This window comes from Liquorilactobacillus ghanensis DSM 18630 (assembly GCF_001435235.1).
GTDB classification, from domain to species: domain Bacteria; phylum Bacillota; class Bacilli; order Lactobacillales; family Lactobacillaceae; genus Liquorilactobacillus; species Liquorilactobacillus ghanensis.
The window spans coordinates 1-24,007 of the sequence record NZ_AZGB01000006.1; the positions used below are offsets into that span (position 1 = coordinate 1).

Here is a 24,007-nt window from a genome sequence, read left to right on the forward strand (position 1 = left end):
GTACATAGGGCTTATAGCCCTAGAGCAAACCACCCGTTTGACGGGTGGTTATGATTAATTATCGAAAAATTCCCATCTATATTTATAAAAGATTATCGTACCAATTGAAATATTGATTAACTGATCTTCAATTACCCGATTATTTAAGTTCTAAGATGCCTAATATAGATAATTTGGCTAATTATCCATGTAATTTTTGTTGCAATTTATCACCAATGCCATCTACCTTCTTAGCAGTCAAGACGGTGCCACCGATGAGAACACCACCTACAATGAGCGTAGAAGCGATCATAAACTTAAATACACTTTTCAAGACGTCCATAGAATCCCCCCTTACTTTTTACTGGTTCGACCAACAACTAATGAAACAATCAGAACTAAAATAATTGCACCAATGATCGATGGTATCAGTGCCATACCAGCTAATGAAGGCCCCCAAGTGCCAAGAAGCCCTTGACCAATCCATGCACCGACCAAGCCCGCTACGATGTTTGCAATCCAGCCCATAGCAGCACCACGATTAGTGATTGCTCCAGCAATTGCACCAATGATTGCTCCGACGATTAATGACCAAATAAGTCCCATAGTTACTCTCTCCTTTAATTAACACGACTAGATTTATTGTCAGGCGTTACCTTATCAACGCTGTCACTTAATGTTTCCTTCGATTTTTTCGCGCCCTTGCTGACTGCTTCCTTCGTTTTATCTGTAGCATCACTAACGCGATCTTGTAGAGAAATCGAATCTTTTTCATGTTGCTCCCTCGTTTTGACATCAACAACATTCACATTTACCTCAATTACTTCTAAGTCGGTCATGTTTTTTACTTCACGAACGATAACATTTTTGATCTTGTCATATAGTTTAGAAATATCAATGCCGTATTCAGCAACAATGTCGAGATCTACTGCAACCTGCTTTTTTCCAACCTCTACATCAATTCCCGATGTGACATCAGAAGTATTAACTAGTTTTTCAGCAACATTTGCGAAAAAGCCGCCATCTACGGTTAATAAACCATCTACTTCAGAAAGTGCGATACCAATGATTTTTTGAATAACTTTGTCATCAAATGTTAAATTGCCTTTAATGCCAGACTTTTCGTTGGTTGTTTTTTCACTTGGCGTTCCGTTCTGCATAATTTTTCCTCCTTATAATTCAAACAGTTATTTAAACACATTTGTTAAGATACCAGTTTTTTGAATATAATAACCCGCAGTAATCCCGATTGCCATAAAAATTAAGACCAAAAGCGTCTTAAAAAATCCAAAAGTGATGATAAGGATCGCTAAGAGCAATCCTATAATTCCTCCAATTAATGGCCAAAAATAGGCTTTAATGAGTTCGGTCACGTTATCACCTCCTAGACAACTCGAGATTGTTGCACATTATCGTCCGACTCATTAAAATCAACGAGTCTGATTTTGATTGTTTTCTGTTTAGAAATTCCAAGACAAATACGCAAATCTTTTTTTAATTGATTGAGAAAATTTGCAGTCTGTTTCTTGGCATTGACTGAATTTAGTAGATCACCCGATATTTTAAGTGTGATCCTTTTCCGTGATAACTTAGCTGATACCTTGGGGTTACCAATAAAGGGTTCATGTTGCAGTGCTGAAAGAGCAAAGTGCTCAATAGCTTTCTTACTGATGGTCACTTGACCATCAGACTTTTGATGAAGATATAATGACTGTGACCGTGGCCAAAAAAGTGTGATAAGCAATAAAATAATTAACACCGCCGCCAGAATTACTCCACTCCAAAAAAGGTATATCGGTTCGTAATGATCTAACCAATCAAACTTTAATGAAACGGGGGGGCTAGTGCCAATGGCTGTTGACCAATTCTTAAAGACAAGAACTACGGACAAAGGGAATGTAAGGATGATAACTACTACTATTAGAACCTTAAATATAAAACGCAAATCATCACCACCTTTACTGTAATTATAGCAGGACAGGTAGTGATGATGGAATTATATGCACTTATAAGAAACCAATTAAAAATTTTATTTGACTAAACTAATCTGGCCAATAGGGTATACCCCCGAGCACACAAAAAAAATAAACAATGCCAAAATAAAAAGTTCACTTATTACAGTGCCCATAAACAACCTATGGCTACTTTTATTATAAAAACGAATACTATTATCAATATTATCTATCTGTTCCTTTATGTAATTTGCCTCAGACTTAGATATTTTCAAATCATTCACTCCGTTCAATTGCATTATTCAAAATCAGCTTTCATTATATCATTTTATAGCACTATTGTATTACTTTAAGCATTTTATAAATACATAGTATTCTTTTTTAATATTTTGTATTTATATATTGTTTTTTGTATTACTTCGTATTACAATATAAATATAGATAGTTAATAATAATACGGAAGAAGGAAAAAGTATGACAAACGAATTATTTGCACTCGATTTAGGAAACAAGCAGACGAAGCTTCAAGATAAAAAAGGAACATATGTAGCACCCTCATCATTATTGAATGAGAGGGAGTTAGAAAGCTTTTTTAGTAATGGAAAACTGAAGGATTTAGATCTATACCAAATTTCAGCAGAAGAAGAAAAATATTTTTGGGGTAAAGGAGTTTTAAGGTATACGCAAGACCAACTAACAGACACCTTGGGCTTCGAGGGTAGATATAATAGAGCCGAATATAAGCGGTTAGCTGCATTATCATTAGCACGCTTAGCTAAAGAGTACCCACAGGCTAAAGACGGAATCCTAAAAGTTGACGTAGTCGCTGGCTTACCAACAGGTGACTATACTATGGAAAACATAAAAGCTGTGATCAACACGCTCAAACGTCAATATTTAGTCCAGGTCAATAATGATCCAATAAACATCAGAGTTGAAAACGTAGAAATCTTACCGCAGCCGATTGGCACGCTTTATGACTTACTACTAGATGAAAATGGATATTTAAAAGAAAATGATATAGAGGATAAACGTTTTGCAGTTGCAGATATTGGCGGGGGAACGGTACTGCTAGATCAAATCATTAGTGAAGAAAATGGTTTTAGGTTTGACACTAGCAACCGCACACAATCAGAAGCTGGAGCAAACGAACTTTATACAAGGATTGCACAAAAATTAAATACTAGATATGGAATTAACTCTGATATACATGTAATTGAATCAAGTGTTCGACAAGGAATTAAAGCTCAAAAGTTTAGCTATCGTCAGTCTAGCAATAATATAATAGACATGACAGAAATTGTTGATACTGAAATACAATACTATTCACAGAGATTAGTAGAAATGATCAATTCATCATTTAAAAATCTATCCAGTGTTGATGAATTGGTTTTAACCGGCGGTGGCGCTTCCATTATCAATCAACGTTTATTAGAAGATCAAATTACTAACACAAAAATTAGAATGACAGATAACCCTGAACAGGCCAATGTGCATGGCTTCTACAAATACGGGCTATCGCAACGCCTAGCAAAGGAGGAATAACATGGCTGAAAAGGAAACAAAAACAGTTAGTGTTAGACTGTCTTTGTCGAAAGACCAAGACATAATTAACTTTATTAAAAACTCAAACTATTCGGCAACAACATTGATTAAGCTGGGTTTACGGGAATTAATTAAGCAAGGGCAAGTAACCCTTGATTTTTCAGGGTCAAAACAAGAAATTGAACCAAATGTGCAAAAAAAAGCTGAAAACACTAAAAAAACGAACACAAGTAAGCAAACAAAAAAACTGCTCATAAATGGGTTTAAAGGTATTTCGAGTAATGACGTTGAAAAAAGGTGATTATTTTGACAAATTTTATCCTTAGTATCTACATCATACTTCTTTGGATAATACCAGTAGTCGTGATTAACCGAAGAAAAATGTATGATCAAAGATTTACATGTCGTCAATGGTTGTTTCCCTTAGAGTTTCTATTTCAGCTTTGGTTTGAAAAAATTACAAACAATAGCCGAATTGCTTGTAGGATACTCCACATTATTACATTTATTTTCTCAGAATTTTGGTTATTTTTGCCATTAGGCTTTCTAATAAGTTTGGGTATTGATCCAAAAGAACACATAGCAATTTTATTAATTTTAATGTACTATTTTCCAATTGGTTCAATTTGTTTTTGGTTTCAACCTAGAGCCGGTAAGGTTTATAGAACAAAATAGAATTTGCTGAAAGTATTAAAAATATGCTAAAATACTTTATAAGTTAGTACGAATAAAGAAGGCGCTAAAAAAAGCCCTGACATAATAACAGTCAAGACTTTATGTTTAGCAAGTAGCTATCAGCCAGCTACTTAGTTCAGTTAGCTTTTACTTGGCGGTTAAAGCTAACTGAAATATTATCTTATCGATTGGTCTTATTATACCGTATCTTTACCTAAAGTGGCAAGATGTACACCAAGACTAATTAACTAAAATGAGATAAGGACTAAGTAGTTTGTAGCTACTTAGTCCTTTTTATTCTAAAAAAATAGAGAATAAAAAAACTTGTCCGGCCGACAAGTTCAAGATGTTAACTTTATCCATTATTAACTTGATACATTATAGCAAGTTACCACAAAAAATCAAGTAAAAAGTTAGCAGACTAATTTTATTCTCTTTACAAAAAAAGGAGAATTTGTTATGACATCTAATTTTTATAAAGCAAAAGAAATTTATGGAGAAACATTTTATCAGTTGCCAAAGGTTCTATTTACTAATTCTAAATATATAAATCTAAGCAATGATGCTAAAGTAGCTTATGCACTTTTGAAGGATCGCTTTAATTATTCAATCCGCAATAATTGGATTGATGAAGAAGATAACATCTATTTTATTTTTACAAATAGCGAATTAATGAATCTCTTATTATGTGGAAATAAAAAAACCGTACGTATAAAAAAAGAACTTGAACAAGTAGGTTTATTATTTCAAAAAAGAATGGGTTTAAATAAACCCAATCGTTTATATTTGTTGCGACCGGAAGTAGAAGCTACAGATGTTTACCAACAAATAAGCCCTCAAACCCTTGGTACAAGCGGAAGTGTCAAAATGACACTTCCAGAGGACACCCCTCAAACCCTTGGTACGAGCGGAAGTGTCAAAATGACACTTCCAAAAAATGACCCTCAAACCCTTGGTACAAGCGGAAGTGTCAAAATGACACACAATCAATATAAAGAACAATTAGATACTAATAAAGATACTAAATTAGATACTCAAAAGTTGAATTTTTCCACAGCTAATTTTTCATCAGCAGAAATCGAAAAACAAAATCGTGATTTAGTTACCCATGCTAAAGACTTTTTGACTGATGAAGACAGTGGTTTACCAGTTTTCCTAGAACCCGAAGCCGTCCAATTACTTAGTTTTTGGTGTCGAACACCACAACAAATGCGGCGCTTTATCAGTATTATTCTAAATGCTAAATACAAAGTTCAGAAAGACCATCAGGATCTAGGGGTCATAATTCCGCTCGATGATGAAGAATTAAAACCTTTGATGACCAAAACATTAAGACGTTACTTTAACGCTCTTAGAAGTAATGAAAAACAAATCAAGAACGCAGAAAACTATCTGTATGGCACTATGCAAAATCTATTTGGCGTTTGGTGGAATAAACAGATAGCTAAAGAACATGCTACAAGGCACGCCAAAGAAGAAAAGAAACCAGCCGACAACGGTCTTGGATATTATTAGTTCTAAATGGCTATAAAAACGTTTCTAAGAGATTTTAATTATCTAACATAGATTTATACCAAGGCTGATTCAAAACCGCTTAAACAAGAAAACAAGGCACAAAAACAAGCATTTAACAGCCAAATATCTGAACGTTAAATTGACGAAAGAAGGTTAGAATATGGCTGAAACACAAGTATATGTAGATAGGTATCACTTTACCCCTGCAGAAAATAAACGCTTCGCACGATCGAACTTTACCAAGCTAGTGCATACAAATTCTCGCTTTGAGGGTGTTAATACGACCTTGCCGCAAACACAAACAATTATGGACGGTATGAGTGTGGCGGGAGTGCCGGTTGAAGATGTTTTGACGATTGTTAATTTAAAGCGTGGGTGGCAATATATAACTGCTCAAAATGAACCGTTAACGTTAGCAATGGAAAAACAAATCAACAAAATTGTGGCGGCAGAAGATGCATTAGTACCAGGTGAATTAAGACAGGGTCAAGGAGGCGTTGATTTAGGGAGTGAAGAATATTTTGAACCACCGCTGATTGATGAACAACAAGAACAGAGGTTTTTACAAAAAACATTAGCTGATTCAACGAGGACAATTACTGATAAGGCTTTGACGGTTTTGTATCATAATATGCGGCAACAAATTTTCTGGGACGGTAACAAACGGACAGCGACTTTAAGTGCCAATAAAATCATGATTGACGGTGGTGCAGGGCTGATCAATGTGCCATTAGATAAGTGGGAACAATGGAACGAACTAATTGCTGACTATTATCGGACTAATGACATGACTAAAGTTAAGCAGTGGACGTATGATAATGCCATTCAAGGTTTAGAGATTAGAGCAAATAAAACACTAAGTGTTGACGAATTGAATCAGATGTACAAACAACTAAAAAAAAACTAACAAATTAGAGTTTGAATTGGTTAAAGACGAAATAAGTAGAAGAACACAAAAACAGCTCAATAATTTTGTTAAACAAAACCCAGAATTAAAACCAGAAGAACGTCAAAATGATTTAGAAAATAAAAACGATCGGCCTAGTTATTAGGTTGACCGTTTTTATTTTTTTAGTTTATCAGGCTTATGTGCGTTTACATAATCAGCAAATATTTTTAAAAGTTCTTCGGTTTGATCAACTGAAAGATTATCGGCTTGAAAATACTTTTCAAGTAAAGCACCTTTTTGAATTAGGCGACGAGAACGAGCTTTGCGAGCTTGTTGATTTTCATAATATTTAGATTGTCGAAGCTTAAAATCTTCTTGTTCAATTTTTTGTTTTAAACGAGCTTGTTGATCAACTAGTTTTTTATATTGATTAGCCATAAAAATACCCCAATAAATTAAAATTGATTGTCTTGCTGATTGTTTAAAACATCAGCAACTTTTTTAGAAATAGCTTTAATTTGCTCATTGGATAAATCAGCATAATCTAAATGTGCTTGATTAATAATTTGTTTACCAAGTCGTTGTTCAATCTTTCTTTTTTCGTCTTTAATTTTTTGATTAAGTTCTCTTAACTTAGCTTCTTGTTTTTCAATTGAGGTTTTAGCCATAATTATTTTTCCTTTCTTAATTGATTATAAATATATTCAATTTTAGCATTACATACTAGCCAAGTCAATATAGTATATTGAAAAAATAAAGCAATAATGATATACTGAAATCATCATAATAGAAATCAGCAGACCGAGTGAAACGAGGTAAATGCGCACTTACACGTCATCAAATATGACGTTGTGCTAAAACCTAAAAACCTGTGTCAGAAGTCGCCTATGGCGACAACAAATTCAAAACCATAAAACAAAGAAAGGTGGTGACTGATATGGCAATTTTTCACATGAGTTTTAGTAATATTAGTGCTGGAAAAATGAGAAGTGCAGTTGCTAGTGCTGCTTATCGAAGTGGCGAAAAACTATTTGATGAAAAAGAGGGACGAAGTTATTTTTATGCTAGATCAGTCATGCCGGAAAGCTTTATTTTAGTTCCTAAAAATGCACCAGAGTGGGCTAATGATAGGGCTAAATTGTGGAATGAGGTAGAAAAGAAAGATCGGCGTTCTAACTCTCGATATGCAAAGGAGTTTAATGTTGCACTTCCAATTGAATTAAGTAATGAAGAACAAAAAGAATTATTAACTAAATATGTTCAAGAAAACTTTGTTGATCAAGGTATGGTTGCAGATATTGCAATTCATAGAGATCACCCAGACAATCCACACGCACACGTGATGTTAACTAACCGCCCTTTTAACCCAGATGGGAGTTGGGGTCAAAAATCAAAAACAGAATATATTTTAGACAGTCATGGTAATAAAACAAAGACCGCAGCAGGTAATGTTAAAAATAGAAAAATTTGGTTAGTTGATTGGGATAAAAGAGGAAAGATTAATCAATGGCGACATAATTGGGCTATTAGTGTAAATATGGTTTTAGAAGCTAAAAAATTACCAGATCGAATCAGTGAGAAATCATACTTGGAACAAGGTATTAATGAAGTACCAACAAAGCATATAGGAATTAATAGTAAACGTCATGAACGAGCAAACTTTAATCAACAAGTAAAAGAGAATAAAAAGCTAAATGCACAGTACAATAATGTTAAAGAAAAACTAGGCCGGAAAAGACATTTAGATATGCTTAGCAAGCATTTTTCATTCAATGAAAAGAAACTAGTAAAAGAGCTTAGTCATGAGCTAAAAACTTTTGTCAATTTAGAAACAATAGACGACAAACGCAGAATGCTTTTTAATTGGAAAAACAGTCTGTTAATTAAACACGCAGTTGGAGAAGATATAACTAAACAATTATTAATGGTTAGCCAAGAAGAAAACTCATTAGAAAAGGCTGATCAACTTTTGAATACCGTCACGGATCGAACGGTTAAAAAGCTTTATCCAGAAATTGATTTTGAAGCAACAACAATGGCAGAACGGCGTGAGTTGATCAAAGAAACTAACAGTGAAGAAACTGTTTTTAAAGGAGCAGAATTAGCAGAAAGATTAGCCGCAATCCGTGAGGATTTACTTACCCAACAGATTTTATTATTTACTAAACGACCTTATGTTAGCTGGAAATTCTTATTAAATAGTGAAGAAAACGAGAAGAATGTATTAGAGCAAGTTCTTGAAACACAAGGGAATACTTTGGAAGATTTACGTCACGCAAAACGAGGAATTTTAGAAGAATACACACCAAAGCAACAACAATTAATTGCTAGAAAAATAAAAGAAATTCGGACGATTACTCAAATTAAGCAAGTAGTTAAGACACAATACCAAGCAATTTTACAGCGAGCTTTTCCACAGGGCGAATTAGATCGGCTTTCAATAACAAAACAAGAACAAGCTTATACAGCCGTAATGTATTACAGTCCAGGGGTTAAACCTTTTAATCAGCAAGACTTAAAACGCTGGCAAACAGAGCCACCGGTAATGTTTAACTCAACAGAACATCAACAAGGGCTAGCTTGTCTATCAGGCAAAATAGCGGTAGATCAGCTAAAAAATAAGCATTTACAGTTGGTTTTACGGCATGACGGAACACGGCAGTTGTTTCTTGGCGAGTGTCAAACTGATAAAACAATTGAAAAAAGTCAAATAGCCCAAGCTCAACAAAAAATGAACGAACAAAGAGAGAAAGCGGACCAATACCGTGGCCAACAGTTAAACAATTATCAACCGACTAACTATAAACCGTTGAAACCAGAACAGTTTTTAGCAGCTACATTTAGTAATGCAATAATGCGAGTTTTATACGTAAGAAATGAAGAAATAGAAAAGAGAAAACAGCAGAAGGGGTTGAAAGAAACTGAATGGGAAATGACGAAGAAACAGCGGCAACATCAGATTAAAAACCGCCATGAAGGAGGTGGTTTGCATATGTAATAAAGTAATATAAATGTAAAAAAATAATGAACACAAAGAATACATTTAATGATATAATGAAGATGATTTAAGGAAGGGAGTTAAAAAAATGTGGCAAATAAAAAATGGTATAACTTGGCACAAGCCAGTGAAAAACTAGGCCGCAGTCGTTCTTATGTCAGCTTATGGCTTCGCCGGCATCAAAACGAAGTGCCCGAGAATATGATTCTAGAGGGTGGCAAAAGTAAGCTGATATCTGACGAAGGCATAAAATGGATAAAGAAACACATAAAAAAAGAGGACGTCCTCGTCAGCAGTAACAGTGCTGACGAGGATCAACACCTAAAAATGACAGTTTTAGGTGACATCCTCTCAAATATTCATTTTAAAGGGCGGGCAAGGGGAAGTCTAGGCCAATTGTAATTCTAAATTAATTATCATAAAGGGGGTAAACAAATGAAAGTTGAGGCGTGGCAAAACGTTAATGGAAAGCTAATTATTGATGATGACAAGGCTATCGCAGTTAAAGATGAAAAAGCCCTTTTGAACCATGAAGAATTAAAAAAAATGCTTAAAGAAAAAGGAAAACCAGTTAATGATGTACGACAAGCACTAATTAAGAACACGGTTAAACAGCAAATAAAAATTGATCCCCTAGAGATTAGTAAATCATTTAATGAAAATAATGATAGTGTTAATGCTGAAAAAACAAAAAAATTGATTAACAGCAAACCTGTTCATCAATACAAACAAGTGAAAAATGAATTGCAGTTTTTTGGTGAAAGTTTTTTAGAAGGCTTTTTAGGATTTTATGGTTTGAAAATTGATAATGCTTTGTCTAGATATGAACAAAACTTGAAGGTAGTTGAAAAGTATGATTTAGGAAAGGAAAATGAAAAACAGTATTTTATTGGTCGGGCACCAGAGGGGAAGTTAGAACTCGCCAGCAAAGTATTGCCAACTAGAGAGATTGCCGAAAGTGAACTGGCAAAATTCTATGGCCAAACAGCAAAACAAGAAGAAACCCAGACAGCAAAGATACAAAGAGAAAGGAAAGATAATAATGAATAGATTTAGTAAGGCAAAAGAAAAGATTTTAACAGGGATTGTAACGACAAGTACAGTATTAATGGCTGCAACGCCAGTATTAGCCGCTAGTGGTAGTGAGGTTCAAGGTAAAATTTCTAAAGCATTGCAAACTATTCAAGGAATTTTAACAGGAATTGTTGTCTTAGCAGGGGTTTGCGTAGCTTTATGGATCATTATTAAACGTATGCCTGACGCTGACGATCCAAGAGAAAAATCAGAAGTATATCACGCAGTTGGTCGAGTTGCTGGACTAGTAGCGTTGTCTGCGGCGGTTATTTGGTTGCTGCCTTGGTTTTACAGTTTATTCAGTTAAAAGAGAAAAGAGGGGGAACGTTTTGAAAAGAAAAGGTAAAGAATTCATTTTCCCCGAGAACGTCAATAAAAACTATGGAGTTTGGAAAGACTATACTGTGGCAGATATAGGTTGGATAATCTTAGCTGTCATAATAGCCATGATAATTGTTGTTTTGCCACCAACAGGAATAGCCTTTATTTTGTTTAAGATTTGTTTGGGCGTCATTGGGGTAACAATTGTCATGGCTATTTTAACAATTAGACCAGTAGCCAGTCGAAAAAACATCAAAGTTAGAGACTTGTATCGGATCAGAAAAAAATACTATCAAAATCAAAAACGCTATTACTTAGCACCAAAGAAGAGAGATGAAAGACGTGAAATTATCATTCAAAGGTTCGGAAAAGAAAAATCGAAAAACTAAATTAGATTGGACTTACCAACCACCACAAATTAATAGTGGCAAAGAAACAATAGATGATATGAGCTTAATTGTTGGCTTGTTTGATAACTATGAGGTAACAAAGACAGGAAATCTTGTCGGGTTGTTAAGAGTTAGTGGAATTAACTTAGATTTGCTAAATGATACAGAGCAAGAAGATGTTTTTAAAAGCTACAATAGCTTTTTAATGAGTTCTTTGGGTGACGGAGTTAATGATACCTATCAGTTTCATGAACCGACTGTACCAGTCGATATGACCCCGTACTTAAATGGACTAAAACGCAAGTATTTATATCTCAAAGAAAATTCTCCAGAACAATCTTTTAAAATCCAATTATTAGCCAGTTATATTGATCATTTCACAAAAATTCAAAATGCAAAAAACATGACTACTAAACAACACCTAGTAATCTTAAAAGTACCAATTAAAAGTAAGTCAATGAAAAGCCTAGAGCTAGCGGCCAGGAACCTAGCAGAGAAACTAGATCAGGCTAGAAGGGATATTGAAGAATCTCTTAGTGATTTTGATGTAACAGTTAATGTAGTAAACAATCAAGAACTCTTGGAAATTTTAAAGGACTTGATTAATTTTAAAGGTTAGGGAGTGAAAAAATGGGAGCAGGGGATAAAATAATTGATTTCTTTATGCCAAATACAAAGAAAAATGAACTCGATGAAAAAAACGTGATTGGAAAAGAAGCGTTAGTAACAGATGCTATTGATCGTGATAGTTTGCACGCATTATTTCCTTTTTCTTGGGAGCAATACCCTAATTATATTCAATCTGGAGAAAACTTTGTCCGGATAATTGCGATTGCTGATTATCCTAAAAAGGTCTATGGTAACTGGTTATCAGAATTAAAACGCAAAAAAGGTGTAATTGATATAGTACAGTATATTGACAGTGCAGCCAATAATACCATGATTAGTTACTACAAAAAGACAATTACAAATAAAGAAACAGAACTGCTAGGAACATTTGATCCTTACAAGAAAAAGATATTAAAAAAATATATTGATAGTGCCAATATGCAGTTAGACAAATATTTGGATAGCTCAACTACCTTTGTTTTTCAGCATACTTTAATCTATTTGCGAGCTGAAACATTAAGAGAATTAGACGATTTAACCGAAAATGTAAAGAATACTTTAGTTAAGTTACAAATGAAACCGCTAATTCCAACTAAGGCAATGTTTCAAGCCTTTTGGTCAGCAATGCCAATTGATGAAAACTTATTGGGCGACTATACGTACAAGGAAAGTAATACCGAAGCCGCCAGCAGTATGTTTCCGTTTGATGATGCCGAAATTTTGGACTTAAAGCCGCGATCCGATATTGAAGGAGTTAACAAAGATACTAATTCATTAGTTGCGATAGATATGTTAGACCGCAATAAAACCTTGAATCAAAACATGGTGGTTATTGGAACTTCTGGCGTTGGTAAAACAACGTATATGATCCAAAAAATTTTAAGATATGCTATTCAGGATTATCAGATTTATATAATTGATCCTGAGAATGAATATACAGAGGTGGTTGAGCTATTAGGTGGAGCGGTCTTGCACTTAAGCTCGAATGCTAAAGATAAAATAAATCCAATGCAAATCTTTTCCGAAGAAACGGTCAGCTCTGATGAAGCAGTTACGAATTTAGACTTGTTGGTAAAAGATAAAATACAGCGTTTAAAAGGGTTCTTTGAAGTAATTAAGAGTGATATTACCCAGGAAGAAAAGGCTGTTTTAGATGATGTTTTAAGGGCTGCCTACATTAATTCTGGAATTATGAAATATCAAAAACTTAGCGAAATTCATGATGAACAATGGCCGACTTTAACGAACGTTTATGATGAAATGACTAAGTTAAAAGAAAAGGATCAAGAACGTTATCAGATTATTAAGGGTTTATATATAATTTTAGGTAGTTATACACACGGCTCAAATACATTATTTGACGGTCACACAAATGTTAATTTGCATAATAACATTGTTTCTTTCGATTTAAAACCACTTCAAAGCGAGCGAGAAGTGCAAGCTGGAGCATATTTAAATACATTTCAGTTTTTGTGGGACGAAATTACTAAAGAACGGCGGAAACGCAAAAAATTATTTGTTGATGAATTTCACTTTTTAACTTTGCATAAAGCAGCCGCTACATTTTTCCACCAAGCATACAAACGGTTTAGAAAATACAACGCGGGTGCAATTGCTGGCACACAACAAATCCAAGATGTGATTGAGGGTACGACTGATACCGGCCAAAATATCGGGGAAGCAATTATTGGCAATAGTTATACTAAGGTTTTCTTTGGTTTAGACGGTAAAGGTGTAGATGACGTTATTACTAAATTAAGAATGAATTTTAGTGAGAAAGAAAAGAAATTGCTTAATCGAAAACGCCAGGGAGATGCCTTGATGATCTATGGTAGTCAGCGAGCATTTATGAAAGTTGAATTAACCGAAGAAGAACTTAGGTTGATTGACCCAGAAGCATATATGAAAAAGTACAATCGTGAAAAAGCAGAACAGCCTAACTATTCAGAAAGAATCAAGTTAGTACCAAGTGAGATTGAGCAATTAGAATCAGATTTTGATAAGGGGGGTGAAATCTGATGAAGCAAAACGCAAGTCGCTTATTAAATATTGAAGTTGGAACATTTGAGGTTAAGGGGCAGGAATTAGAGTTAGCTTTAGACCGGAACAAATTTTTACATGATGATATAAAAGAAATCGATAGCATTAAAAAAGATGAAACATCATTTTTGCAGATAAAAAGTGTGAGTGAAAAAAATGGAAAGGTAATTTTAGCCTATAAAATTCCCGACCATTATCGCTGTTTGAAAGATGTTAAGTTGGAAAACAAGGCTATTAGAGCCAGCTTAGCCAAAAAGATTATGACCCAGGATATTCTCAATGAAAGTATCTATCATGTATCTTTAAATCCAAGTAACATCTGGTATTATCCAATGAATCACATTAAGTATGCTTATCGAGCAACCGATTTAATGCCATTTAGCAATAAGCATGATCTATTAACGCAGTATAAAGCCTTGCTGTTAAGTGTTTTAACAGGAGCGCCTTATGAAGCGCTGCTAGATAACCCAGAACAAGCGAACCAGAAACATGATGTTTTATTGGAACAGATTATTAAGGCTAAAAGTGTAAGTGATTTAAAAAAAGACATGGCCGGAATTGAAGATTTTGTTAGCTACCAGGAGTGGCAGAATCAAGATAAGAAAAATAGTCAAGCAAAGAAGAAACTTGGGTATACGGTAGGGATAGTCGCAGTTGTTGCACTTTTGCTAATTGGTTTGGTTCATAAAAAAGACGAGCGTCGCTATAACGCATTAATGAGTAGTAAAAACGCAGAAATAACTCAAGTTCGTTATGTTAATCAGATTAAAACAGCTTTGAGTAAGAAAAAATATAAAGCGGCCGAGGGGTTAATGGCGAAAGCTGGCTATAGCAAGCAAAAAATAGCTAATCAATTTATGAAACATCATGCTTGGCAGTATGTTTTAAATAACGAGCCAGGAATGTTAGAAAAGGTAATCGAAACAATCTATCAAAAGGGCGACAAGAACGATATTTTGACTTTAGCAATGCCTAACAATTCTAAATCTAGTTTGAAAACACAGTTGAAATTAGAAAAAGCCATGATCAACTACAAACAGACAACTTTAGTCAATCAAATGGCTTTTGTATCAAATTCTAAGATTTTGTTGCGAATGGGCGAAGCATTTTTAAACAACAATGATAGCAATGATGCACAAAACGTAGCTGAAAAGCTAAAGAATAATGGTAATAAGGTTGAGGGGCGATACCTAAAGGCTTTGATTGACGTACAGAATAAGAAAAATGATGTCAACAATGCACAGAATAATTTAAACAACGCTAATGGAATTGATGGTAGTAAAGACAAAGATAAGGATAATAAAGTTAAACAGGCACAGACAGATTTAGATAGTGCTAATTCAGCTTTGAAGGATAGTCAAACAAAACTAGATAAAGCAAAAAAAGCATTAGATAAGGAGTGATGATCCTTGCAGATGATTTATGAGTACAAAAAAGCAAAGATTAAACTCGTTCTTTATTCAATTATCGGAGTTATAACATTTTTCATTTTGATTATAGCCGGAGCGACAGGTGCTTTTAAACAACAACAGGATCAATCAGATAATGACAACAGCACTGTAGGGCTTGATGTTAGTGGAATGTTTAATAAGACTGTTTATCTAAAACATTGGGAATCAGTTTATGGAAGCGGCGTTTTAAAAGATAAAGGAAATTACACCATAACTGTAGCCCAAAAATATGGGATCAATCCAGCTTTAATCGCGTCTATTATGGCAACAGAAAGTGCATATGGTAAAAGCTCGGCAATCAAAAATGATAATAACCCAAGCGGTCAAATGGTTGGCAGTAAGATTCTACATTATGACACCTTAGAACAAGGAATTGATGCAACAGGAAAGACGTTGCATAACCTAGTAGTTACTAGAAAACTCAATACTGTTCAAAAATTAGGAAGTGCATATGCGCCAGTGGGTGCAGGAAATGATCCAACTAATCTAAATTCTAATTGGGTTCCGGTAGTAACGCAGTTAATGGCAAGTTTCGGCGGTAAGTCGTCAGACAATCTAGCCGCTAGTGGTTCGTCAAGCGGTGGTAGTATCAAGCAATTTGACGCAATTATGGCCGAAGCTAAAAAATATATCGGTCAGCCATATGTTTGGGGTGGATCAACACCAGCAACTGGATTTGATTGCAGTGGCTTTACAAGCTGGTGTTACAGCAAAGCTGGTATAAAAATTCCACGAACAAGCCAGGCACAATGGGCTGGTATGAAACATGTAGCAGAAAAAGACGCTAAAGCTGGGGATTTAGTATTTTTCCAGGGAACAGATAGCCAAGGAGGAATGACCCACGTGGGAATTTATATCGGCAATGGCCGTATGTTAGATTCAGAAGATAGTGGAATCAAATACGCTAATATTACAAGCGGCTATTGGAAAAATCATCTAGGCGGGTTCGCAACCGCAAATTAAAGGGTGTGAGAATGAATGAAAAGAAGTTATGGATTGATAGCGGTAATAATCACGTTAAGCTTGGGGCTTAGTGCTTGCGGAAATTCAAACAGCGCAAAACAACAAGCAACAATCAGTTCACAAAAAAAAGAAATAAGCCAATTAAAAGCTGCAGCAAGTGATAATGGAGTACAGACACAAACAAGTGCGGTAGTTCAAAATAAAATGAAAGGCTTTCTTAAAGCATTATACGAAAATAAAGAGCGTAATTTAACTAAACGCTACAATGCGCTTGATCCATATATTACCGGTAAAGCAGAGCAACAGTTAAAGCCTAAAAGCAATGACACAGCAGATAATGACGACGGTTTGAAGTTACCAACTATTACTGCTGTTAAAAGTTACATTCAAGAAAGCCAAACTAATGCTGATCCTAAACAGGTTTTAACTACTTATACTATGAATTATGATGTTAATAAAAAACAGTCACAAAGTTATATGGTAATTAGTGCTAGCTTAACTAAAGAAAATGGTCAGTGGAAGATTAATAAGATTAATTACAATACCAGCATAAACAAGGAGGGTTCTAATGACTGATAAACAAAAAAGTTTGCTTTGGGGAACTTTAAGATATGCAGTTTCCTTGTTGCTTGGATTGTATGTGATTCAGGTTCTAGTTAGTGAATTTATGGCGCTGTCACAATACAAGTTAACAATCGGACAATATGCCGGCGGAATAGCAATGAATGCTTTAATCCACCCATTTCATAATTTCTTTATGTATTTAAGCCAAAAAAATCCTTTACTAATCATTTTAAGTATTGCTTGGGTATTCTATCTAATTTACTTTGGACTAAAAAGAAAGCAGAAAACAAAAGATTGGGAAGCTGCAGATACACAAACACATGGTAGTGCTACCTGGGGAAGTTACAAAGAGTTATTACAGCATTATTATTTAGCAAAAAAAACAAGTGATGTTCAAGATGAATTTTCACAGTCGATAAATCAAGAAACAATTGAGCAATTAAAGCAGAGAGGAGGAACAGAAAAGTGAATGGAACAATTTTAGGCGTAGTTGATAAACAAGTGATTTATCAAGATAATCAAACAAAGCCTAACCGCAATATTTTTGTTGTCGGCGGGCCCGGCTCTTTTAAGACACAATCAGTTGTTTTAACAAATGTTTTTAATGAAACAAAAAACAGCATTATTGTGACTGATCCTAAAGGCGAGGTTTACGAGAAAACAGCGGGAATTAAAATAGCGCAAGGCTATCAAGTTCATGTCGTTAACTTTGCCAACATGGCTAATAGCGACAGATACAATCCTTTTGATTACATTAATCGTGATATTCAAGCCGAAAATGTTGCTAATAAGATTGTTGAGAGCGAGAACAAGGAGAGCAAAAAAGATGTTTGGTTTAGTACCCAACGTCAATTACTAAAAGCGTTGATTTTGTACGTAATGAAAGAACGTGAACCAGCTAAAAGAAATTTAGCGGGAGTTACCCAGGTTTTACAAGAAAATGATGTTGAAGCCGAAGAAAAAGGTGAAGATAGTCCGTTAGATAAAATATTTTTGGGCTTGAATTTTGATCACCCAGCACGGCGGGCTTATGAGTTAGGTTTTAAAAAAGCCAAAGGTGAGATGAAAGCTAGTATCATTGAAAGCTTATTAGCAACAATCAGCAAGTTTGTTGATGATGAAGTTGCAAAATTCACTAGCTTTTCTGATTTCAATTTGCAAGATATTGGCCAACAAAAAATGATTGTTTATGTGATAATTCCAGTTATGGATAATACTTTTGAGAGCTTGATTAATTTGTTCTTTTCACAGTTATTTGATGAGCTATACAAGCTAGCAGCAGATAATCACGCTACACTGCCGAAAAAAGTTGATTTTATCCTTGACGAATTTGTTAACTTGGGAAAATTTCCAAAGTATGAGGAATTTTTAGCGACTTGTCGGGGATATGGTATTGGCGTAACAACAATTTGCCAAACATTGACTCAATTACAAGCCCTGTATGGAAAAGAAAAAGCTGAAAGTATTCTAGGTAATCATGCCGTTAAAATTTGCTTGAACGCAGCTAATGATGTGACCGCAAAGTATTTTAGTGATCTTTTAGGAAAAGCAACGGTTAAGGTTGAAACTGGTAGTGAAAGCACTAGTCATAGTAAGGAAACGAGCACCAGCAAAAGTGATAGTTACAATTATACAAGTCGCTCATTAATGACGCCTGATGAAATAATGCGTATGCCAGACGAACAAAGCATTTTAATTTTTAGTAATCAACGACCGCTTAAAGCCACTAAGGCGTTTCAATTTAAGTTGTTTCCAGGAGCGGCGGATATGATTAATTTAAAACAAAATGATTACCAAGGTCGCCCAGAATCACAGCAAATAGAAAGACTAGATAAGCTAAATGCTAAGTGGGAAAAAGAGTTAGAGAGACGCAAGAAATTAAAGGAAAAAGATCAGCTTGATCCAGAAGAAGAACAACAAGAACAAGATAACTTAGACAAAGAAATTTCAGGTAAAAATGAAGATAATGATTTCTTCATTTAAAGGGGAGTTACCAAAATGAGAAAAAAATGGGGACACATATTAAGCTTAATGACAGTTTTGATTTTAGTAATAATTGGCCTTAGTGCTTGCGGTAAAAGCACTAGCGATACACTTCAAAGCCAAAAGTGGACGTTTGATTCTACAAAAAATCAAGACGGAACAAATCCAACAGCACAATTTAGTGCAAAGAAACTTACTTTATCAGAGGGAAGTTTAAACAAAGTATACTCGTACACAATTAGCCAAAACAGCAGTAAAGAAGTAATAACTTTTGTTGATAAGAACAGCATAACAAATCGAAACGAAGTTAGAAAATTTGAGATTAAAAAAACAAATGATGAATACAAATTAACACCAATTAATTCTCTAGCAAAATCAGATACAGGAAATGTTACTTTAATTCCAAAAAAGTAAGGAAGTGAGTAAATGACGAATATAATTTCAGACGCTATAAATTCCTTTATTAAAAGCATTTTTAAAAATATTATGGATTTTGCAGTGAGCGGCTGTAAGGCGATTATTGACCAAGTTAATCAAACGTTACCAGGCATTAAAACTTGGTATGGTGTATTCTTCGCTTTCTCTTGTAGCTTACTGATAGTAGTTGTTTTAGCCAGAATCATTTTAACATTAATGAAAGAAGCAGATGATAGTACCGATGTGACATGGGCAAACATTTTAATGGATTCGTTCAAAGCGTCTATTTCAATTCCAATCATGGTGTTTTTACAGGGCTTTTTACAAAGCGAAATCATTTTCCCATTAGCAAAATATATGTTCAGTATGAGTGGCAAATACTCATCAGATGCTATTTTAAGTGTCAATAAAATAACAATTGATCCCACTGCCAAAGTACCGACCACTATTCCAATTAGTGGTACTATGGCGATTATCTTTTTAGTTTTTTTCGCTATAGTTACAGTTGCCTTTATGATAAAAATGTGTATCTATTATGCTGATATGGCATGGTATACGATTACTATTCCAATTGTAGCTGTATCAATCGCTACAGAAACATTTGATTATGGAACAACTTGGTGGAAAAAACTAGTTTACTATAATTGCTCTATGCTTTCACAGGTTTTATCACTAACACTTTGTATTTGGTGTTTCACTCACTTAGCCAAAAATGGTTTTATAGCTTTTATGGGAGCAATCGGGTTCGGTTGGCTAGTACTACACACACCTCATGTTATTCAAGACTTTTGGGCTTCAACTGGAATTACTAAAAGCGCAGGACGTGCAGGATTATCAGGCCTTACAAGTATGCTGAAAAACAAGATTAGTGGTTAAAAAAGGAGCAGATGAAATGACTACAGTAATTTTAGCAGAAAAACCAAGTCAAGCTCGATCGTATGTTGAAGTATTTCAAAAAAGCACAAAAAAACAGGGCTACTATGCAGTTAGTGACCCTGTTTTGACCCAAAATACTTTTATCACTTACGGGTTCGGCCATTTGGTCGAATTAGCAACACCAGAAAAATATGATGAAAAGTACAAACATTGGACGTTATCTAATTTACCGATTATGCCCGACAATTACAAGTTTATTGTGCCAACAGACAAAAAAGCTCAATTTAAAGTTGTCAAAGATTTATTGAGTAAAGCAGATACGATAATTGTTGCCACAGATAGTGACCGTGAGGGCGAAAATATTGCTTGGTCGATCATGAATCAAGCAAAAATCAATCTCAAAACTAAAGATATTAAACGCCTTTGGATCAACTCACTTGAAAAGGACGCTATCCTAAACGGTTTTAAAAACTTAAAAGACGGTTGGGCATACTACCCAGCTTATAAAGAAGCTCAAACACGTCAAATTAGCGATTGGCTAGTTGGAATGAATGGAAGTCCGCTTTATACCCTACTGCTAAGGAAAAAAGGCGTTCATGGTGTGTACTCAATTGGCCGGGTCCAAACCCCAACTCTTTATATGGTTTATCAAAGAGATCAAGCCATTAAAAATTTTAAACCAGAACCCTATTTTGAACTAACTGCCGAAGTTTTAGCTAATCAACAAAAATTCGTCGCAAAATTAGACCCCTATCAACGTTTTAAAGATGAAAAATGCCTAATAACATTCATGCAAGAAAAAAACGTTCAGAAAGGCCGACAGCCCGGTTTAATTAAAAGTGTAGCGAAAACGGCTAAAAAAAGTGCTAGTCCTAGACTTTTTTCACTTTCTAGCTTACAAAGTGCGATTAACAAGCAATACCATGCTAGCGCCAGTGATGTTTTAAAAGCCGTTCAAGCATTATATGAAGCTAAGCTACTCACTTATCCTAGAACCGATTGTGCTTACATCACTAATGAAGAATTTAATTATTTGGTTTCAAATCTAGTGAAGTATCTGGGTTTAGTATCTGCCAATGTATCTTTAAATCAGACAGAGCCAAATAAACGATACGTTAATGGAAAAAAAGTCCAGGAACATCATGCAATTATCATGACTAAAACTGTGCCAACTAAAGAAAAGTTAGCAGCATTGCCAAAATTGCAACAACAAATCTATGATCTTGTTTTGAGGACTACTTTAGCTATGTTCGCTGAACCATATGAGTATGAGGAAACGAATATTTTAATTGCTGTTGCTAAAGCGAATTTTAAAGCTACAGGAAATGTACCAACTAAGCAAGGTTGGAAAACATTATTTAATGAAAACTCACAAAAAAAAGATTCCAAAAACATTACTTTGCCAGCAGTCAAAAAAGGACAACAAGTTCAAGTGGATTTAAAAACGCCACAAAAGGAAACAACACCGCCTGTACCATTCAGTGAGGGTACATTAATTACGGCTATGAAAACGGCCGGGAAAACGCTTGATGATGAAGAAGCGCAATCTGTCTTAAAGGACGTTGAGGGGATCGGTACAGAAGCCACTAGAGCCAACGTATTAGAAGTTTTAAAGAAACGTGGATATTTGATTACACAAAAGAATAAATTGCACGTCAGCGATCAAGGCGTGACCTTGTGTAAGGCAGTAGAATTAGAACCCCTACTAACAAGCCCTGCTATGACTGCTAAATGGGAACTAGCATTAAAACAAATTAGTCAAAAGAAAAGAACCCAGGATAATTTCCTAGAACAAATCAAGAAGTTTGTAACCAAAATGATTCATGACGTGCCAGGACAAATGGAACAGAGTAAGTCGTTGACCGATCAGGTCAAAAAACAACAAGTTAGTGAAGTTAAAGCAAATGAACAAGCACAATTAGGAACTTGCCCGCTTTGCAAGCAAGGTAAAATTGTTGATAAAGGCAGGTTTTATGGGTGTACTAATTACAAAGCTGACAAATCTTGCAAATTTACTTTACCAAAGAAGTGGAGTGAAAAGACAATTGGAAAAACGGCAATTAAAGCATTGATTACCAAAGGTACAACCACCAAGTTAAAAGGCTTTAAAAGTAAAAAAACTGGTAAGAAGTTTGACGCAAAATTGAAGTTAACAAATGGAAAAATTAGTTTTGATTTTAATTAATAGATAAGGAGTGAGTAAAATGCCAAGTGAATTAGACGTTTTAGCAAGTGAGTTGCCTGTTTTGGATAGCAAAGAGGATTTTAAATACATTGAAGAAGTTAGCGGTGACGGACGTTATCGGCAAGTTGCATGGCAAAAAGTCGCTAATGGCTATGTTGCCTTATATGGTCAAAAAGAGTTAAAAATAAGCGATAACCAGTCGTTATTGGAAATTGATTTTCCGGAAGAGGAGGCTTAGCAATGAGACCAACTAAAGCCGAAGCAGAAGCATGGCGGAAAAAGCTTGTAGATGATGCCGAACAAAAAATTTTGGATTTAACAGATAGTGATAAATTCAAGGGATATTTAGATACTTTAGCAAAGTTTCATCAGTACAGTTCCAGAAATGTATCTCTGATTTACTCGCAAGATCCAACAGCTTCAGAGGTTGCAGGTTATAAAAAATGGAAAACTGATTTTAACCGTCAAGTAAAAAAAGGCGCAAAATCGATCCGAATTGCCGCCCCTATTATAAAAAAATTAACTCCAGAAGATCAAAAGCGGTTGAATACAACAGATGAACGAGGAATTGTTGGCTATCGTTATATTCCAGTTTTTGACATTAAACAAACGACAGGCGAACATTTAATAAATGTAAAAGATTTTGTTAAAGAGCATTTAGCAGAACACAAAAACGTAACCGCATTGTTTGATGAATTTAAAGAATATTTGAATAAAAACACCAATCTTAAAGTTAGTGAAAAACCCCTAGCTGAACTTGGAGGAGCAAAAGGTTATTTTCAACCAAGCACTAATGAAATCGTCATTGGTGAAGATGAACCTGATACAGCTTTAAAACTGAAAACCTTATATCATGAATACGCCCATAGCCAACTGCATGGCTTAACATCAGAGTTTAAAGATCGACCACGAGAATACCAAGAAACTCAAGCGGAAGCTGTAGCTTACGTAGCTATGCAAAATATCGGTGTCGATACGAGCGATTATTCACTAGGCTATGTGGCTACCTGGGCTAAAGATAAAGATTTGATCCATAGTGCATTAAGTGAAATTCAAAACGTCAGCAACAAGTCTATTGAAATAACAGACATCTTAACAAACAAATTAGGTTTACAAGAAGAATTACAAAACGTAGCCAAAATATCAACCGAAAAACTAAACAGTCAATACATCAGTCTAGATACTGGTTTAAAGAAACTTGAAAGTCAGCAAAAAATCAGCCTTGCCAAGTTGGATCAGGCAAAGAAAACAAATAATCAAAAGTTGGTTGAAAACATAAAACAAGAAGTTAAAGATAATCAACAATCAAAAAATAAGCTAAGCAACTCTTTAACAGTTGTTAAAGAAGAAATCACTAAACGAACTCAAAAAAGTTTAAATGAGTTTGCAAAACAACATCAAGAAGTTAAACAACCCGAGAAAGATCAACAACATCAATTAAAAATTTAATTTAACATAAGTAGTTAGTACCAAGTTCTAAAGATTCATGCTACAATGTAGAAAGAAAAAAGAAGCTCCGTTTCAGCGGAGCTTCCCACGTAGAGCCGTTTAGACGGTAGCAAAATTAAAACGATCGAATAAC

Annotated in this window: 28 protein-coding genes; 21 read left to right on the forward strand and 7 right to left on the reverse strand. The window is 34.8% G+C overall.

Annotated features, from left to right (window positions below; translation table 11 throughout):
* Positions 1–181: 181 nt before the first annotated feature.
* From FC89_RS12735 to amaP, 5 genes are read right to left on the reverse strand one after another with little or no spacing between them, the layout of a single operon-like run.
* Complete coding sequence (locus tag FC89_RS12735; protein WP_120247200.1) at positions 182–322, reverse strand: hypothetical protein; 141 nt, start codon at positions 320–322, stop codon at positions 182–184.
* Between the two features lie 11 nt (positions 323–333).
* Positions 334–585, reverse strand: coding sequence for a GlsB/YeaQ/YmgE family stress response membrane protein (locus tag FC89_RS02635; protein WP_057871006.1), 252 nt, complete (start codon positions 583–585; stop codon positions 334–336).
* A gap of 14 nt (positions 586–599) precedes the next feature.
* A complete protein-coding gene (locus FC89_RS02640) occupies positions 600–1,139 on the reverse strand; it encodes an Asp23/Gls24 family envelope stress response protein (protein ID WP_057871007.1) in 540 nt (179 codons plus the stop codon).
* Positions 1,140–1,166: 27 nt separating this feature from the next.
* On the reverse strand, positions 1,167–1,352 hold the full coding sequence (locus FC89_RS02645) for a DUF2273 domain-containing protein (protein WP_057871008.1): 186 nt from the start codon (positions 1,350–1,352) through the stop codon (positions 1,167–1,169).
* 11 nt (positions 1,353–1,363) lie between these two features.
* Positions 1,364–1,924 carry an alkaline shock response membrane anchor protein AmaP gene (gene amaP, locus FC89_RS02650; RefSeq protein WP_057871009.1) on the reverse strand — a complete coding sequence of 187 codons (561 nt, stop codon included), beginning with the start codon at positions 1,922–1,924 and terminating at the stop codon, positions 1,364–1,366.
* A 481-nt stretch (positions 1,925–2,405) separates the two neighbouring features.
* Between amaP and FC89_RS02655 the strand changes: the two genes are divergently transcribed.
* From FC89_RS02655 to FC89_RS02675, 4 genes are all read left to right on the forward strand, one after another.
* The gene (locus tag FC89_RS02655) at positions 2,406–3,476 is read left to right on the forward strand and encodes a ParM/StbA family protein (RefSeq protein ID WP_057871010.1); all 1,071 of its coding nucleotides are present in this window, start codon (positions 2,406–2,408) and stop codon (positions 3,474–3,476) included.
* 1 nt (position 3,477) lies between these two features.
* On the forward strand, positions 3,478–3,777 hold the full coding sequence (locus FC89_RS02660; protein ID WP_057871011.1) for a hypothetical protein: 300 nt from the start codon (positions 3,478–3,480) through the stop codon (positions 3,775–3,777).
* An 833-nt stretch (positions 3,778–4,610) separates the two neighbouring features.
* Positions 4,611–5,666 carry a replication initiator protein A gene (locus tag FC89_RS02670; RefSeq protein ID WP_057871013.1) on the forward strand — a complete coding sequence of 352 codons (1,056 nt, stop codon included), beginning with the start codon at positions 4,611–4,613 and terminating at the stop codon, positions 5,664–5,666.
* Positions 5,667–5,826: 160 nt separating this feature from the next.
* Complete coding sequence (locus tag FC89_RS02675; protein ID WP_057871014.1) at positions 5,827–6,573, forward strand: Fic family protein; 747 nt, start codon at positions 5,827–5,829, stop codon at positions 6,571–6,573.
* A 156-nt stretch (positions 6,574–6,729) separates the two neighbouring features.
* On the opposite strand, the gene FC89_RS02680 is transcribed toward FC89_RS02675, so the two are convergent.
* Both FC89_RS02680 and FC89_RS02685 read right to left on the reverse strand, forming a co-directional pair.
* Entirely contained in the window at positions 6,730–6,993 is a 264-nt protein-coding gene (locus FC89_RS02680) for a hypothetical protein (protein ID WP_157060637.1), read from the reverse strand.
* Between the two features lie 17 nt (positions 6,994–7,010).
* Positions 7,011–7,223: a hypothetical protein gene (locus FC89_RS02685; RefSeq protein ID WP_057871015.1), complete on the reverse strand. Its 213-nt coding sequence runs from the start codon at positions 7,221–7,223 to the stop codon at positions 7,011–7,013.
* A 269-nt stretch (positions 7,224–7,492) separates the two neighbouring features.
* Between FC89_RS02685 and mobQ the strand changes: the two genes are divergently transcribed.
* The 17 genes from mobQ to FC89_RS02770 all read left to right on the forward strand — a co-directional run bounded on the left by mobQ (position 7,493) and on the right by FC89_RS02770 (position 23,874).
* On the forward strand, positions 7,493–9,553 hold the full coding sequence (gene mobQ, locus FC89_RS02690; protein ID WP_057871016.1) for a MobQ family relaxase: 2,061 nt from the start codon (positions 7,493–7,495) through the stop codon (positions 9,551–9,553).
* Positions 9,554–9,643: 90 nt separating this feature from the next.
* Entirely contained in the window at positions 9,644–9,955 is a 312-nt protein-coding gene (locus FC89_RS02695) for a hypothetical protein (RefSeq protein WP_057871017.1), read from the forward strand.
* A 33-nt stretch (positions 9,956–9,988) separates the two neighbouring features.
* Positions 9,989–10,603, forward strand: coding sequence for a hypothetical protein (locus FC89_RS02700; RefSeq protein WP_057871018.1), 615 nt, complete (start codon positions 9,989–9,991; stop codon positions 10,601–10,603).
* The gene (locus FC89_RS02705; RefSeq protein WP_057871019.1) at positions 10,596–10,934 is read left to right on the forward strand and encodes a CagC family type IV secretion system protein; all 339 of its coding nucleotides are present in this window, start codon (positions 10,596–10,598) and stop codon (positions 10,932–10,934) included. Before FC89_RS02700 ends, FC89_RS02705 begins: the two co-directional genes overlap by 8 nt.
* A gap of 22 nt (positions 10,935–10,956) precedes the next feature.
* Positions 10,957–11,337: a hypothetical protein gene (locus FC89_RS02710; protein WP_057871020.1), complete on the forward strand. Its 381-nt coding sequence runs from the start codon at positions 10,957–10,959 to the stop codon at positions 11,335–11,337.
* Positions 11,291–11,956, forward strand: coding sequence for a TrsD/TraD family conjugative transfer protein (gene trsD / locus FC89_RS02715; protein WP_235804365.1), 666 nt, complete (start codon positions 11,291–11,293; stop codon positions 11,954–11,956). Before FC89_RS02710 ends, trsD begins: the two co-directional genes overlap by 47 nt.
* Before the next feature lie 11 nt (positions 11,957–11,967).
* On the forward strand, positions 11,968–13,965 hold the full coding sequence (locus tag FC89_RS02720; RefSeq protein WP_057871022.1) for a VirB4 family type IV secretion system protein: 1,998 nt from the start codon (positions 11,968–11,970) through the stop codon (positions 13,963–13,965).
* Positions 13,965–15,389, forward strand: a complete 1,425-nt coding sequence (locus FC89_RS02725) for a type VII secretion protein EssB/YukC (RefSeq protein ID WP_057871023.1) — start codon at positions 13,965–13,967, stop codon at positions 15,387–15,389. Before FC89_RS02720 ends, FC89_RS02725 begins: the two co-directional genes overlap by 1 nt.
* A gap of 12 nt (positions 15,390–15,401) precedes the next feature.
* A complete protein-coding gene (locus FC89_RS12515; RefSeq protein WP_157060639.1) occupies positions 15,402–16,400 on the forward strand; it encodes an NlpC/P60 family protein in 999 nt (332 codons plus the stop codon).
* Positions 16,401–16,415: 15 nt separating this feature from the next.
* Positions 16,416–16,976, forward strand: coding sequence for a hypothetical protein (locus FC89_RS02735; protein ID WP_057871025.1), 561 nt, complete (start codon positions 16,416–16,418; stop codon positions 16,974–16,976).
* The gene (locus FC89_RS02740) at positions 16,969–17,433 is read left to right on the forward strand and encodes a hypothetical protein (RefSeq protein WP_057871026.1); all 465 of its coding nucleotides are present in this window, start codon (positions 16,969–16,971) and stop codon (positions 17,431–17,433) included. Before FC89_RS02735 ends, FC89_RS02740 begins: the two co-directional genes overlap by 8 nt.
* Entirely contained in the window at positions 17,430–18,947 is a 1,518-nt protein-coding gene (locus FC89_RS02745) for a VirD4-like conjugal transfer protein, CD1115 family (RefSeq protein ID WP_057871027.1), read from the forward strand. The genes FC89_RS02740 and FC89_RS02745 overlap by 4 nt, the downstream gene beginning before the upstream one ends.
* A 15-nt stretch (positions 18,948–18,962) precedes the next feature.
* Positions 18,963–19,361 carry a hypothetical protein gene (locus tag FC89_RS02750; protein WP_057871028.1) on the forward strand — a complete coding sequence of 133 codons (399 nt, stop codon included), beginning with the start codon at positions 18,963–18,965 and terminating at the stop codon, positions 19,359–19,361.
* A 12-nt stretch (positions 19,362–19,373) separates the two neighbouring features.
* The gene (locus tag FC89_RS02755) at positions 19,374–20,240 is read left to right on the forward strand and encodes a conjugal transfer protein TrbL family protein (RefSeq protein WP_057871029.1); all 867 of its coding nucleotides are present in this window, start codon (positions 19,374–19,376) and stop codon (positions 20,238–20,240) included.
* A gap of 16 nt (positions 20,241–20,256) precedes the next feature.
* Complete coding sequence (locus tag FC89_RS02760; RefSeq protein ID WP_057871030.1) at positions 20,257–22,425, forward strand: type IA DNA topoisomerase; 2,169 nt, start codon at positions 20,257–20,259, stop codon at positions 22,423–22,425.
* Between the two features lie 19 nt (positions 22,426–22,444).
* Complete coding sequence (locus FC89_RS02765) at positions 22,445–22,663, forward strand: hypothetical protein (RefSeq protein WP_057871031.1); 219 nt, start codon at positions 22,445–22,447, stop codon at positions 22,661–22,663.
* A gap of 2 nt (positions 22,664–22,665) precedes the next feature.
* The gene (locus tag FC89_RS02770) at positions 22,666–23,874 is read left to right on the forward strand and encodes an ArdC-like ssDNA-binding domain-containing protein (RefSeq protein WP_057871032.1); all 1,209 of its coding nucleotides are present in this window, start codon (positions 22,666–22,668) and stop codon (positions 23,872–23,874) included.
* The last annotated feature ends 133 nt before the right edge of the window (positions 23,875–24,007 follow it).

Excerpts from the sequence above, each read along its gene's own strand:
- FC89_RS12735 (WP_120247200.1), bottom strand. The coding sequence starts at position 322 with ATGGACGTCTTGAAAAGTGTATTTAAGTTTATGATCGCTTCTACGCTC.
- FC89_RS02635 (WP_057871006.1), bottom strand. The coding sequence starts at position 585 with ATGGGACTTATTTGGTCATTAATCGTCGGAGCAATCATTGGTGCAATT.
- FC89_RS02640 (WP_057871007.1), bottom strand. The coding sequence starts at position 1,139 with ATGCAGAACGGAACGCCAAGTGAAAAAACAACCAACGAAAAGTCTGGC.
- FC89_RS02655 (WP_057871010.1), top strand. The coding sequence starts at position 2,406 with ATGACAAACGAATTATTTGCACTCGATTTAGGAAACAAGCAGACGAAG.
- FC89_RS02660 (WP_057871011.1), top strand. The coding sequence starts at position 3,478 with ATGGCTGAAAAGGAAACAAAAACAGTTAGTGTTAGACTGTCTTTGTCG.
- FC89_RS02670 (WP_057871013.1), top strand. The coding sequence starts at position 4,611 with ATGACATCTAATTTTTATAAAGCAAAAGAAATTTATGGAGAAACATTT.
- FC89_RS02675 (WP_057871014.1), top strand. The coding sequence starts at position 5,827 with ATGGCTGAAACACAAGTATATGTAGATAGGTATCACTTTACCCCTGCA.
- FC89_RS02680 (WP_157060637.1), bottom strand. The coding sequence starts at position 6,993 with ATGGCTAATCAATATAAAAAACTAGTTGATCAACAAGCTCGTTTAAAA.
- FC89_RS02685 (WP_057871015.1), bottom strand. The coding sequence starts at position 7,223 with ATGGCTAAAACCTCAATTGAAAAACAAGAAGCTAAGTTAAGAGAACTT.
- mobQ (WP_057871016.1), top strand. The coding sequence starts at position 7,493 with ATGGCAATTTTTCACATGAGTTTTAGTAATATTAGTGCTGGAAAAATG.
- FC89_RS02700 (WP_057871018.1), top strand. The coding sequence starts at position 9,989 with ATGAAAGTTGAGGCGTGGCAAAACGTTAATGGAAAGCTAATTATTGAT.
- FC89_RS02705 (WP_057871019.1), top strand. The coding sequence starts at position 10,596 with ATGAATAGATTTAGTAAGGCAAAAGAAAAGATTTTAACAGGGATTGTA.
- FC89_RS02720 (WP_057871022.1), top strand. The coding sequence starts at position 11,968 with ATGGGAGCAGGGGATAAAATAATTGATTTCTTTATGCCAAATACAAAG.
- FC89_RS02725 (WP_057871023.1), top strand. The coding sequence starts at position 13,965 with ATGAAGCAAAACGCAAGTCGCTTATTAAATATTGAAGTTGGAACATTT.
- FC89_RS12515 (WP_157060639.1), top strand. The coding sequence starts at position 15,402 with ATGATTTATGAGTACAAAAAAGCAAAGATTAAACTCGTTCTTTATTCA.
- FC89_RS02735 (WP_057871025.1), top strand. The coding sequence starts at position 16,416 with ATGAAAAGAAGTTATGGATTGATAGCGGTAATAATCACGTTAAGCTTG.
- FC89_RS02740 (WP_057871026.1), top strand. The coding sequence starts at position 16,969 with ATGACTGATAAACAAAAAAGTTTGCTTTGGGGAACTTTAAGATATGCA.
- FC89_RS02750 (WP_057871028.1), top strand. The coding sequence starts at position 18,963 with ATGAGAAAAAAATGGGGACACATATTAAGCTTAATGACAGTTTTGATT.
- FC89_RS02755 (WP_057871029.1), top strand. The coding sequence starts at position 19,374 with ATGACGAATATAATTTCAGACGCTATAAATTCCTTTATTAAAAGCATT.
- FC89_RS02760 (WP_057871030.1), top strand. The coding sequence starts at position 20,257 with ATGACTACAGTAATTTTAGCAGAAAAACCAAGTCAAGCTCGATCGTAT.
- FC89_RS02765 (WP_057871031.1), top strand. The coding sequence starts at position 22,445 with ATGCCAAGTGAATTAGACGTTTTAGCAAGTGAGTTGCCTGTTTTGGAT.
- FC89_RS02770 (WP_057871032.1), top strand. The coding sequence starts at position 22,666 with ATGAGACCAACTAAAGCCGAAGCAGAAGCATGGCGGAAAAAGCTTGTA.